This window comes from Sanguibacter hominis ATCC BAA-789 (assembly GCF_012396185.1).
Classification (GTDB): Bacteria; Actinomycetota; Actinomycetes; order Actinomycetales; family Cellulomonadaceae; genus Flavimobilis; species Flavimobilis hominis.
Genome location: NZ_JAAXOW010000001.1, coordinates 837,493 through 849,461 on the forward strand (window position 1 = coordinate 837,493; position 11,969 = coordinate 849,461).

Below are 11,969 nucleotides of genomic sequence, written 5' to 3' on the forward strand. Positions count from 1 at the left end.
GTCCGGCACGAGTACCGGGCTCACGCGAACGCCTCCGGCGGCGGGCACGCGCACACCAGGTTCCGGTCGCCGTACGCCTGATCGATGCGGCGCACGGACGGCCAGTACTTGCGGCCACGCTGCCCCGGCGCCGGGAACACCGCGAGGTCCCGCGGGTACGGGTGCATCCACTGCTCGACGAGGCTCGCCGCGGTGTGCGGCGCGTGCACGAGCGGGTTGTCGTCGGCAGGCCACCGGCCCTCCGCGACGGCGTCGGCCTCTGCGCGGATCGCGACCATCGCGTCGACGAAGCGGTCGAGCTCGGCGAGGTCCTCGCTCTCGGTCGGCTCGACCATGAGCGTCCCCGCGACAGGGAACGACACGGTGGGTGCGTGGAAGCCGTAGTCGACGAGCCGCTTCGCGACGTCGTCGACCGTGATGCCCGTCGCGGCCCGCAGGGGCCGCAGGTCGAGGATGCACTCGTGCGCGACGAGCCCGCCCTCGCCCGTGTAGAGCACGGGGAAGTGGTCGCGCAGCCGCGCCGCGAGGTAGTTCGCACCGAGCACGGCTGATGCGGTGGCGTGCCGCAGCCCGTCCGTGCCCATCATCCGGAGGTACGCCCACGTGATCGGCAGGACGAGCGGGCTGCCGAGCGGCGCGGCGGACAGGATCCGGCGGTGCGCCGGACCGTCGTCGTCCATCGGCGCGGCGGCGCGCGGGTCGAGCGGGTGCCCGGGCAGGAAGGGAGCGAGGTGCTCGCGCACCGCGACCGGCCCCACGCCCGGGCCGCCCCCGCCGTGCGGGATGCAGAACGTCTTGTGCAGGTTGAGGTGCGAGACGTCGCCCAGGTCGCCGAGGCGGACGTGGCCGAGCAGCGCGTTGAGGTTCGCCCCGTCGACGTACACCTGACCGCCCGCCGCGTGTACGACGTCGCGCACCTCGGTGATCGTGTCCTCGTAGACGCCGTGCGTCGACGGGTAGGTGACCATGATCGCGGCGAGGTCGTCCGCATGCTCCGCGACCTTGGCGCGCAGGTCGTCGAGGTCGATGCTGCCGGTCTCGTCGCACGCGACGACGACGACGCGCAGCCCCGCGAGGACGGCGCTGGCCGCGTTCGTGCCGTGCGCCGACGACGGGATGAGGCACACGGTGCGTGCCGCGTCGCCGCGGGAGCGGTGGTACTCGCGCACCGCGAGGAGCCCGGCGAGCTCGCCCTGGCTGCCAGCGTTGGGCTGGAGGCTCACAGCGGCGTAGCCGGTCAGGTCGGCGAGCCACCGCTCGAGGTCCGCGACGAGTGCGAGCGTCCCGGCGGCGTCCTGCGGCGGTGCGAACGGGTGCAGGTCCGCGAACGCGGGCCACGTCACGGGCGTCATCTCGACCGCCGAGTTGAGCTTCATCGTGCACGAGCCGAGCGGGATCATGCCGCGATCGAGCGCATAGTCCTTGTCCTCGAGCGCACGCATGTACCGCACGAGGCTCGTCTCGGAGCGGTGCGTGCGGAACACGGGATGAGTGAGGTAGTCGCTCGTGCGGCGCAGCGCGGCCGGGATGCCGACGTCGGGCGTCCCGTCCGCGGCGGGTGCGGCACCGTGCGCGGTGAGGACCTCAGCGAGGAGCTCGACCTCGGCGTCCGTCGTCGTCTCGTCGAGCGTCACCTGGAGCGTGTCGTCGTCGGCGAGCCAGAGCAGGAGGTCGCGCTCGGCGGCCGCCGCGACGGCCCGCGCCGCGCGGCCGGGCAGGCGCACGGCGAGCGTGTCGACCACGTCGCGGTGCACGACGGCGTCGCCGAGGGCGCGGGCGAGCCGCACCGTGCGGTCGTGGACGGCGCACGCGATGCGGGCGAGCCCGTCGGGTCCGTGGTGCACGGCGTACATCGACGCGACGACCGCGAGGAGGACCTGCGCGGTGCAGATGTTGCTCGTGGCCTTCTCACGGCGGATGTGCTGCTCGCGCGTCTGGAGGCTCAGGCGGTAGGCGGGGTCGCCGTCGGCATCCTTGGACACCCCGACGAGGCGGCCGGGAAGCTGCCGTTCGAGGCCCGCGCGCACAGCCATGTAGCCGGCGTGCGGGCCGCCGTAGCCGAGCGGCACGCCGAAGCGCTGGGTGGTGCCCACAGCGACGTCCGCGCCGAGCTCGCCCGGAGCGCGCACGAGGGTGAGCGCGAGCAGGTCCGCCGCGGCGACGACGAGGCCGCCGCGCGCGTGCACGGCGGCCGCGACGGCAGACGGGTCCCAGAGCCGTCCCGACGCGCCGGGATGCTGGACGAGCACGCCGAACGCGGGCGGCAGGTCCTCGGGTGCCGTGTCTGCGAGCGGCACCTCGACGACCTCGATGCCGACCGCCTCGGCACGGTGCGCGAGCAGCGCGCGCGTCTGCGGCAGGGCGTCCGCGTCGACGAGGAACACGTCGGTCGGCTCGGCCGGGCGCGCGGCGCGGCGAGCGAGCAGCATGCCCTCGACGACGGCGGTGCCCTCGTCGAGCATCGACGCGTTCGCCGTCGCGAGCCCCGTGAGGTCCGCGACCATCGTCTGGAAGTTGAGGAGCGCCTCGAGGCGCCCCTGGGAGATCTCCGGCTGGTACGGCGTGTACGCCGTGTACCAGCCGGGCGCCTCGAGGATCCCGCGGCGGATCGCCGCCGGCGTGATCGTGCCGTGATAGCCCATGCCGAGGAAGGACCGGCGCACGCGGTTCGCGGCCGCGAGCGCGGCCAGCTCTGCGAGCGTCTCGCGCTCGTCGGCCGGTGCGGGCAGCGCAGACGCGAGCGGGTCGGCGTCCGCGTGCAGGACGACGCCCGGGACCGCGCGCTCGACGAGCGCGTCGAGCGACGCGAGGCCCGGGTCCACGGCGGCGAGCATGCGGCGCTGGTCCGACGCGTCGGTCCCGACGTGACGGTCGCCGAAACCTGACGTCATCGCGGGCGCCGCCTCAGGCGCCGACGAGCGAGGCGTACGCGGCGGCGTCGAGCAGCGAGTCGATCGTCGCCGGGTCGTCGGGGGCGACGACGTAGAGCCACGCGGCGTACGCGTCGGCGTTGACGAGCGCCGGGTCGTCGACGACCGCAGTGTTGATCTCGACGATCTCCCCGTCGATCGGCGCGAACAGCTCGGAGACAGACTTGGTCGACTCGATCTCGCCCGCCACGTGACCGGCGACGACCCGCGTGCCCGGCTCGGGCAGCTCGACGAAGACGATGTCACCAAGCTCGGTCGCGGCGTGCGCCGTGACCCCCACACGCACCTGCCCGTCGACGACGGCGACCCACTCGTGCTCGGCCGTGTACCTCAGGTCTGCGGGGATGGTCATCAGGATTCCTTCCGGGAGTAGAACGGGAGCGTGCTGACGGTGACGGGGACGCGCGTGCCGCGCACGTCCGCCTCGAGCGGGAGCCCAGGGTCGGTCAGGGCCGGGTCGACGTAGGCGAGCGCGATCGGGTGGCCGAGCGTCGGCGAGAGCGCTCCGGACGTGACCTCCCCGACGACCGTGTCGCCGTCGAGGATCGCGGTGCCCGCCCGTGGGGCGCGGCGCCCCTCGCCGACGAGACCGACGAGCTGACGGGCATCGGCCGGCGGGCCCGCGAGGACCGCATCGCGACCGACGAACTCGCCCTTGCGGGCGACCGGGACCGACCGGGAGAGCCCGGCCTGCGCGGGGTGCACCTGCCCGGTGAGCTCGTTGCCGTAGAGCGGCATGCCTGCCTCGAGCCGGAGCGTGTCGCGCGCCGCGAGCCCGGCGGGGACCGCGCCCAGGTCGGCACCCGCCGCGAGCACGGCGTCCCACAGCGCGGGGGCCGCCGACGCCTCGAGGTAGAGCTCGAAGCCGTCCTCGCCCGTGTACCCCGTCCGTGCGACGAGGCCGTCAGCACCGGCGAACCGCATGGGCAGCGCTCGGTAGTAGCGCAGCGTCTCGAGACCGTCGACCTCGAGGTCGACGACCCGCTCGAGGACCTCCCGCGAGCGCGGGCCCTGGACGGCGACGAGCGCGAGCTCGTCCGTGACGTCGTCGACCTCGCAGTCCGCGCCGCGGCACCGTGACCGCAGCTCGTCGCGGACGAGGTCGCGGTTGGACGCGTTCGCGACGACGAGGAAGCGGTCGGGTGCCGTGCGGTACACGATCAGGTCGTCGAGGATCCCGCCGTCCGGGGCGAGCAGCAGGCTGTACCGCGCCTGACCGTCGACGAGCGGGGAGAACAGGCCGGCGAGCGCGTGGTCCATCGCCGCTGCCGCGTGCGGACCGGTCACGAGGATCTCCGCCATGTGACTGAGGTCGAACACTCCGGCCGCCTCGCGCACCGCCTTGTGCTCCGCGAGCTCCGACGTGAACCGCAGCGGCATCCGCCACCCTGCAAAGTCGGTGAACCGCGCACCAGCGGCCTCGAGCCGCTCGTCGAGGGGGCTCAGGCTCAGGGACATCGCGCTCCTCCGCGCCGCTGCCGGTCGGGCCCCGCGCGGGTGAGGGACCCGCAGGTGAACAGGACGATCCGGGACGCAGCGCACCTCTGTGGCGAGAGTAGCAAAGGGGTGTTTCGGGCACGTTGCGCACGTGAGAGCCGGCCAGCGTCCGGGACGCGGGAGGATGGGGCGTGCACATCGTGGTCGAGCAGGTGGGGACGCCCGACGGCGACCGCCTCGCGCTCACGTCCGTGACCCGCGAGGGCGAGGTCGTCGCGCGCCGCGACGTCGCCGCGGACGAGCTGCCTGCCGCGGTGCGCGCCGAGCCGGCCGAGGTGCGGTGGACCTGGGCGGACACGTCGGTCGCCCTGCCCCCGCTGCTCGCGGCAGGCGTGCACGTCGCGCGCAGCCACGACCTGCGCCTGTGCCACCGCATCCTGCGCGACGCGGCCGCGACGTCGTCGAGCAGGCTCGCACGGGGGCCCCGGGACGGCTGGGACGACCCGCTGCCGCTCGCGGCGCCCGCGCGGCAGGACGCGCTGTTCGACGCGGCCGAGCTCGGCCCCGCAGCCGAGCGTCTCGATCCTGTCGTCGAGCTCGTCGCCCAGCTCGACGCCGTCAGGGCGGCGGGAGACGGCGCGGGCCGGCTGCGCCTCCTGCTGGCTGCCGAGTCCGCGGGCGCGCTCGTCGCCGCCGAGATGACGTACGCGGGCCTGCCGTGGCGGCCGGACGTCCACGACGCCCTCCTCGCCGACCTGCTCGGCCCGCGCCCGCCCGAGGGCTTCCGCCCCGCGCGGCTCGAGGCGCTCGCCGCGGTGCTGCGCCGCGAGCTCGACGACCCGACGCTCAACCCGGACTCCCCCGTCGACGTGCTGAGGTCTCTGCGCCGCGCAGGCCTCCCCGCGACGTCGACCCGCTCGTGGGAGCTCACGCAGATCGACCACCCCGCGATCCCGCCCCTGCTCGAGTACAAGAAGCTCGCGCGCCTGTGGACCGCGAACGGGTGGCACTGGCTCGAATCGTGGGTGCGCGGCGGCCGCTTCCGGCCGGTCTACGTTGTCGGTGGTGTCGTCACCGGGCGGTGGGCGTCCGACGGCGGCGGCGCCCTCCAGCTCCCCCGCCAGGTGCGCGACGCCGTCCGCCCCGACCCGGGGTGGTGCTTCGTCGTCGCCGACGCCGCCCAGCTCGAGCCGCGGATCCTCGCCGCCATGTCCGGCGACGAGGCCATGGCAGGTGCAGGCCGGGCCGCCGACATGTACGAGGGCATCGTCGCGACGGGCGCGGTCGAGAGCCGCACGCACGCGAAGTACGGGATGCTCGGCGCGATGTACGGCGGGACGCAGGGCGTGTCCGGTCAGGTGCTGCCCCAGCTGCGGCGCGCGTTCCCGGCGGCGATCGGGCTCGTCGAGCGCGCCGCCGAGGTGGGCGAGCGCGGCGGCCAGGTCACGACGTGGCTCGGACGCACCTCCCCGCGCCCAGACGGCGGGAGCGGGGCGCCGCTCGGCGAGGGCGAGGAGCGCGAGCGCCCCGCGGACGCGGGTGCCGACGCCGCGCGCGCCCGCGCGATCGGCCGCTTCACGCGCAACTTCGTCGTGCAGGGCACCGCCGCCGAGTGGGCCCTGTGCTGGCTCGCGCTCCTGCGCGAGCGCCTGCACGCGCTACGCCCGGAGGCACCGCTCGTCGAGCGGCCCCACCTCGTGTTCTTCCTGCACGACGAGGTGATCGTGCACGTGCCCGCCGACCTGGCCGACGACGTCGCGCAGGCCGTGCGGGAGAGCGCAGCCGAGGCGGGTCGCCTGCTGTTCCCCGCCTCGCCCGACGACGTCGAGTTCGCCCTCTCCGTCGCTGTCGTCGCCTCCTACGCCGACGCGAAGGACTGAGGCGCCGCCCTGTAACCTCATCGGGACCGCACCGATCCTGGGAGCCTCGCATGCATGCCCGTCGCCTCGTACGTCCTGTCGGCGGGTTCGCCGTCCTCGCGCTCGCGCTCGCGGCATGCACGTCGTCGAGTCCCGAACCGGCACCGACGACGTCCGCCGCACCCGTCGAGGTCGACCTGCGCGCGACGTTCCCCGACGCGATCGCCGAGGGCGTCGTCACGCCTGTGAGCACCGACGTCGACGCAGGCACCGGCACCGTCCAGGCCGACGGCACGGTGCTGCTCACCGGCTCGAGCGACGGCCTCACCGACGACTCGATCGGGATCCTGGACCTCACGACGGGCGACGTCGAGTGGCTCGTCGAGGACACGGTGCCGGAGACGGTAACGCTCGTCGCGGGCCAGCTCACGCCTGACGTCCTGACCTGGACCGTCGAGGTCGAGGCCGTGGACGAGCAGGAGCTCGCCGCGGCGCTCGAGGACGTCGGCGGCTACGTGTTCGCGCTCGACCGCGCGAGCGGGAAGCGCACCGTCCTCGCCGACGCGTCCGGCGCGGGCGGCATGCCCCCAGGTACGTACGCGGCCTCCGTCGCGGTCCAGGACGGGATCGCGTACTGGGAGGGCCTCGACGGCGACGACCTGTCGACGATCTACTCGCGACCGCTCGACGGCTCGGGCGCGCCCACGGTCGTCGCGACGGACGCGTGGGGCGTCGCGGCAGACCCGTGCGTGTCTGCCGGCAGGCTCTCGTTCTTCGCGTTCGCCGAGGACGACGTCACGCGCCAGCTCGTGAACGCTGACGGGACCGCAGGCGAGACCGTCGCGATCCCCGCACCGACCGCCGCCGACCGCATCGTCGAGATCCAGTGCGGCACCGCCTACGTCCAGAGCCCGTACTCCGAGGACGGCGGTGTGAGCCCTGACGACGCCGACACGGTCGAGGAGGGTGTCGACGACGGCGTCAGCGAGGACGACGAGACCGCAGAGGGCGAGCCGCTCGAGGGCGAGGTCGTCGTCGAGGGCGAGAACCTCTCGACCGAGGGCGAGGCGTCGCCCGCCGACCCGGCAGGAGACCTCATCGAGCTCGTCGACGGAGCGAGCCTCGTGCGCTTCCGGGCGAACGGCGTCGGAAGGATCTCCTCCGTGGCGCTCGACGCGACCTGGATGACGCTCGGGCTCGCGGTCGGCGACGACGACTCCGAGTCGCGACAGCTGCTGTTCCACCGCGCGAGCGGCAAGGTCTACGAGCTCCCGCAGACGAGCATGACGATGCTCGACCTGCAGAACGGCTACGTCACGTACGGCTCGACCGCGACCGAGGACAGCGACTCGATCACGGTGGTCGGCAGGCTCACCGCGCCCTGACGCCGTCAGGCCGCTGGAGACGAGCCTCGGTCGTCAGGGCAGCGAACGCTCGACCTCGAGCAGGTGCGCCTGCATGAGCGTGCGAGCCTCGTCCTGACGGCCGTCCTCGACGGCCGTCAGGATCTGGCTGTGCCACTCATGAGCGCGGGCGTCTGCATCAGGCAGCGTCGTCGCGCGCCACCTGCGGTGCGGCGTCGTGCGCCCAGCAAGAGCGTCGACGAGCGCGGCGAGCACGGGGTTCCCCGCCCACGCTGCGAGCGCGGCGTGGAACGCGACGTCGGCCTCGAGGAACGCGTCGTGCCCGTCGTCGGGCGGGCCGGCGAGCGCCGCCGCGGCGCGGTCGAGCGCGGCGCGGGCGGCGTCGCGGGACGCCGCGTCGTCAGGCCGGCGCGCGGCCCCTGCCGCCGCCTCTGCCTCGAGCATGCGGCGGACGGCGTGAGTGTGCCGCGCCTGACCGGCCCCCTGCAGTTCGACGAGCAGGCCGACCGGACGCAGCAGGAGGCTCGGGGCGAGACTCGTGACGTAGGTGCCGTCGCCTTGGCGCGACTCGAGGATGCCGAGCACCGCGAGCGCGCGCACCCCCTCGCGCAGCGACCCGCGCGACACCTCGAGGCGCTCGGCCAGCTCGGCCTCGACGGGCAGGCGGCCGCCCGGCGCGAGCTCGCCGTCGAGGATCATCTGCGTGACGGCGTCGACGACGCGATCGGTTCGGGACATGGGGCGAGTATCCACGCTGCGGCTCCTCATGGGCCCGGCGGCGCGTCTCGGGGGGACGCGCCGCCGGGGGTCGGGTTGTCCGGCCGGTCGGCGGACCGGTCAGTCGGCGAGCCGCTCGGCGACGGACGAGGCCGCGGTCCCGGCGGCGACCGCGGCACGTGCGGCGCTCTCGTGGCGCTCGCGCCAGTACGCGCCGTCAGGGAAGCGGTAGTCAGCGACCGACGCGGGGAACATCTCGGTCGAGTAGCCGGGCTTGCTCGGCAGGCGGTAGCGCGCGTCGCGGACGACCACGGGGTCGGTGAAGTGCTCGTGCAGGTGGTCGACGAACTCGGTCACGCGGCCCTCCATCGATCCGGAGATGGCGACGTAGTCGAGCATCGACGCGTGCTGGACCATCTCGCACAGCCCGACGCCGCCTGCGTGCGGGCACACGGGCTTGCCGAACTTCGCGGCGAGCAGCATGACCGCGACGATCTCGTTCATCGAGGCGAGCCGGCCGGCGTCGAGCTGGACGAAGTCGATGGCGTCGGCCTGGAAGAGCTGCTTGAACATGACGCGGTTGTGGCAGTGCTCGCCCGTCGCGACGCCGACCGGTGCGACGCCGCGCCTGACGGCCGCGTGGCCGAGGATGTCGTCGGGGCTCGTCGGTTCCTCGATCCACAGGAGGTCGAACTCCTTCATGGCGTTCACCCAGTCGATCGCCTCGTCGACGTCCCACACCTGGTTCGCGTCGATCATGAGCGCGCGGTCGGGGCCGATCACCTCGCGGGCGATGCGGGCACGGCGGACGTCGTGCCCGAGGTCGAGGCCGCACTTGAGCTTGATGTGCTGGTATCCCTCGGCGACGGCCTCCTCGCACAGGCGTCGCATCTTCTCGTCGGAGTAGCCGAGCCAGCCTGCCGACGTCGTGTAGCAGGGGTAGCCAGCCTCTTCGAGGTGGGCGATGCGCTCGGCCTTGCCGGCTTCCTGGGCGCGCAGGAGGGCGATCGCCTCGTCGCGGGTGAGCGCGTCGGACAGGTAACGCAGGTCGGCGACGTCGACGAGCTGCTCGGGCGTCATGTCGGCGAGCAGGCGCCAGACAGGTTTGCCCGCGAGGCGGCCGGCCAGGTCCCAGACGGCGTTCATGACTGCGGAGAGGGACAGGTGCACGACGCCCTTCTCGGGGCCGAGCCAGCGCATCTGCGCGTCGGAGGTGAGGTAGCGGTAGGTGCCGCCGAGGTCGGCGGCGACCTCGGCGACGTCGCGGCCGACGAGGTGCTCGGCCTGCTGGCGTGCAGCTGCGGCGACGATGTCGTTGCCGCGACCCGTGGTGAAGGTGAGGCCGTGGCCGGTGAGCGGCGCCCCGGACGCGTCGACGCCGTCGGTGCGCAGGACGACGTAGGCGGCGGAGTAGTCGCCGTCCTTGTTCATGGCGTCCGAGCCGTCCGCGGTGAGGGACGTCGGGAAGCGCACGTCCTCGATCTCGATGCTGGTGATGCGTGCCATGGGTGGCCCTTCGTCGTTGAGGGGGCGGGGTTGCCTCACGATAGCAGTCGTCTGATGAATCTGACTACTGACGCCCTCATGTCGCTACCCTGGGCGCATGGGGCCGCTATTGATCTGATGATTTGATGCCCTACGCTGAGAACGTTCCGCTGCCCGGAGCGCCTGTTCCACGGTGCGGGGAGGGCGCGACCGCACGAAGGAGTGTCATGGACCAGTCGCACGGCCCCTACGTCGTTGGGCTCACCTCCGACAACGTCGCCCCCGACGGCACGACCGTGTTCGGGGACATCGGCCTCGAGCGCCTCGAGGCCGCAGGCCTCACGTGGCGCACGATGCGCCCCGTCGACGGCCACGCCCCGACGCCCGGGGACCTCGACGGGTTCGACGCGATCCTGTCGTTCGGCCACTGGCCGTTCTCCCGCGAGCTCGTCGCCGCCTGCCCTCGCCTCAAGCACATCGCCCGCTTCGGCGCCGGCTACGACGGGATCGACCCCGACGACCTCGCCGCCGAGGGCGTGGTGCTCACCAACGCGCCCGACGGCGTCCGACGCCCCCTCGCCCTGTCCGCGCTCACGCTCGTGCTCGCGCTGAGCCACGAACTCGTGGCGAACCAGCGCCTCGTGTCGAGCGGCCGCTGGGAGGACCGCGGCCAGCACATCGGACGCGGGGTGGCCGGCCGCACGGTCGGCATCGTCGGCTTCGGCAGCGTGGGCCAGGACCTCGCCGGGCTCCTCGTACCGCTCGGCGCGCGCGTCGTGACGGTCGACCGCGACAGCGCACACGAGCCCGCGGCCCGGCTCGGCGTCGACCTCGTGCCGCTCGACCGCCTCGCCGCCGAGTCCGACTACGTCGTGCTGACGGCGTCCCTCAACCCCGGATCGTTCCACGTCGTCGACGCGACCTTCCTCGCCCACATGCGGCCGACGTCGTACCTCGTGAACGTGGGACGCGGCCCGCTCGTCGACCAGGCGGCGCTCACGGCGGCGCTCGACGCAGGTCAGATCGCCGGGGCCGCTCTCGACGTCCTCGAGGAGGAGCCGCCCGCGACGGACGAGCCGCTCCTCTCGATGGACCAGGTGATCGTCACGCCGCACGCGCTGTGCTGGACCGAGGACTTCGTACGCGGCGTCACCGACTCCGCGTTCGAGTCGCTCGTCGACGTCGCGCACGGGCGCCGCCCGCGCAACCTGCTCAACCCCGCCGCGTACGACGCCGACCGCGGCGTCGGAACGTTCCTCCCCCTCACCGATCCCGAGGACGCCCGATGACCATCCCTGAGACCACACAGCCCGCGAGCACGGCCACGTCACCGGTGGAGGCGATCGACCGCGCCCTGGTCGTGCTCGAGGCGCTCGCCTGCGGGGGCGCCCAGGGCGTCCAGCTCGCCGATCTCGCGGCCGGGCTGGGGCTCAACAAGACGACCGTGCACCGCTCTCTCGCGGCACTGAAGTTCCGCGGCTTCGCGAGCCAGGACCCCGCCTCGGGCGCCTACCTCCTCGGCGCGGCTGCCGTCGCGCTCGGCGACCGCTTCCTCTCCGAGGACAACCTCCCGGCGCTCCTGCACCCCGCGCTCCTTGCACTGTCGACCGCGAGCGGCGAGCTCGTGCACCTCGGCGTGCTGAGCGGGACGCACATCGTGTACCTCGACAAGGTCGAGCCGGAGCGGTCCGTACGCGTCTACTCCGCCGTCGGCCGGCGCAACCCAGCCGCGACGACGGCGCTCGGGCGCGCGCTGCTCGCAGCCCGCGGGACGGACCGTGCGTCGCTGCGGGGGTACACGGTGGGCCTCGCGGACGGCGTCGAGGAGCGGGCGTGGCACGCGCTCGAGGCAGCTCGCGACCGCGGTTACGCCGTCGAGGAGCGGGAGAACGAGCCTGACATCTCGTGCGTCGCGGTCCCACTCTTCCGCAGTGGGCAGCCGGTCGCTGCCGTGAGCATCACGGCGCCGGCGGAGCGGATGTCGCCCGAGCGGGTCGGCGAGCTGCACTCGCTCATCCGCTCGACGCTTCCAGACCTGCTTCCCGGCGGGCTGGGCCTCGGCGCGGCCTGACGCTTGTGCGCCCATGCGCCGCATGCGATGCTTGTTCCGTTCAGCGATACCAGCGTTTCGGGTAGCGAAACGGCCGTGATGACGCGGCCCGCACCGAGACCGACAG

The 11,969-nt window shown here is 73.7% G+C and carries 9 protein-coding genes; 4 read left to right on the forward strand and 5 right to left on the reverse strand.

Annotated elements, in window-relative coordinates:
* Window positions 1–20: 20 nt before the first annotated feature.
* Genes gcvP through gcvT form a run of 3 tightly spaced genes read right to left on the reverse strand, consistent with a single transcriptional unit; the run spans window position 21 to window position 4,388 of the window.
* Complete coding sequence (gene gcvP, locus HF995_RS03825) at window positions 21–2,891, reverse strand: aminomethyl-transferring glycine dehydrogenase (protein ID WP_168446445.1); 2,871 nt, start codon at window positions 2,889–2,891, stop codon at window positions 21–23.
* Between the two features lie 13 nt (window positions 2,892–2,904).
* Entirely contained in the window at window positions 2,905–3,285 is a 381-nt protein-coding gene (gene gcvH / locus HF995_RS03830; RefSeq protein WP_434060841.1) for a glycine cleavage system protein GcvH, read from the reverse strand.
* Window positions 3,282–4,388: a glycine cleavage system aminomethyltransferase GcvT gene (gcvT, locus tag HF995_RS03835; protein WP_168446447.1), complete on the reverse strand. Its 1,107-nt coding sequence runs from the start codon at window positions 4,386–4,388 to the stop codon at window positions 3,282–3,284. Before gcvT ends, gcvH begins: the two co-directional genes overlap by 4 nt.
* A gap of 170 nt (window positions 4,389–4,558) precedes the next feature.
* Between gcvT and HF995_RS03840 the strand changes: the two genes are divergently transcribed.
* Window positions 4,559–6,247, forward strand: a complete 1,689-nt coding sequence (locus HF995_RS03840) for a bifunctional 3'-5' exonuclease/DNA polymerase (protein WP_168446448.1) — start codon at window positions 4,559–4,561, stop codon at window positions 6,245–6,247.
* Between the two features lie 50 nt (window positions 6,248–6,297).
* Window positions 6,298–7,611, forward strand: a complete 1,314-nt coding sequence (locus HF995_RS03845; protein WP_168446449.1) for a hypothetical protein — start codon at window positions 6,298–6,300, stop codon at window positions 7,609–7,611.
* A 33-nt stretch (window positions 7,612–7,644) separates the two neighbouring features.
* Here the strand turns inward: HF995_RS03845 and HF995_RS03850 are convergent, their stop codons facing one another.
* The gene (locus HF995_RS03850; protein ID WP_168446450.1) at window positions 7,645–8,328 is read right to left on the reverse strand and encodes a FadR/GntR family transcriptional regulator; all 684 of its coding nucleotides are present in this window, start codon (window positions 8,326–8,328) and stop codon (window positions 7,645–7,647) included.
* 99 nt (window positions 8,329–8,427) lie between these two features.
* The gene (locus HF995_RS03855; RefSeq protein WP_168446451.1) at window positions 8,428–9,813 is read right to left on the reverse strand and encodes an L-fuconate dehydratase; all 1,386 of its coding nucleotides are present in this window, start codon (window positions 9,811–9,813) and stop codon (window positions 8,428–8,430) included.
* A gap of 206 nt (window positions 9,814–10,019) precedes the next feature.
* On the opposite strand from HF995_RS03855, the gene HF995_RS03860 reads away from it, so the two are divergent.
* Both HF995_RS03860 and HF995_RS03865 read left to right on the forward strand, forming a co-directional pair.
* Window positions 10,020–11,081, forward strand: coding sequence for a 2-hydroxyacid dehydrogenase (locus tag HF995_RS03860; RefSeq protein WP_168446452.1), 1,062 nt, complete (start codon window positions 10,020–10,022; stop codon window positions 11,079–11,081).
* Entirely contained in the window at window positions 11,078–11,863 is a 786-nt protein-coding gene (locus HF995_RS03865) for an IclR family transcriptional regulator (RefSeq protein ID WP_168446453.1), read from the forward strand. The genes HF995_RS03860 and HF995_RS03865 overlap by 4 nt, the downstream gene beginning before the upstream one ends.
* Window positions 11,864–11,969: the final 106 nt, after the last annotated feature.

Coding starts and splice junctions, on each gene's coding strand:
- gcvP (WP_168446445.1), bottom strand. CDS start 2,891: ATGACGTCAGGTTTCGGCGACCGTCACGTCGGGACCGACGCGTCGGAC.
- gcvT (WP_168446447.1), bottom strand. CDS start 4,388: ATGTCCCTGAGCCTGAGCCCCCTCGACGAGCGGCTCGAGGCCGCTGGT.
- HF995_RS03845 (WP_168446449.1), top strand. CDS start 6,298: ATGCATGCCCGTCGCCTCGTACGTCCTGTCGGCGGGTTCGCCGTCCTC.
- HF995_RS03850 (WP_168446450.1), bottom strand. CDS start 8,328: ATGTCCCGAACCGATCGCGTCGTCGACGCCGTCACGCAGATGATCCTC.
- HF995_RS03855 (WP_168446451.1), bottom strand. CDS start 9,813: ATGGCACGCATCACCAGCATCGAGATCGAGGACGTGCGCTTCCCGACG.
- HF995_RS03860 (WP_168446452.1), top strand. CDS start 10,020: ATGGACCAGTCGCACGGCCCCTACGTCGTTGGGCTCACCTCCGACAAC.
- HF995_RS03865 (WP_168446453.1), top strand. CDS start 11,078: ATGACCATCCCTGAGACCACACAGCCCGCGAGCACGGCCACGTCACCG.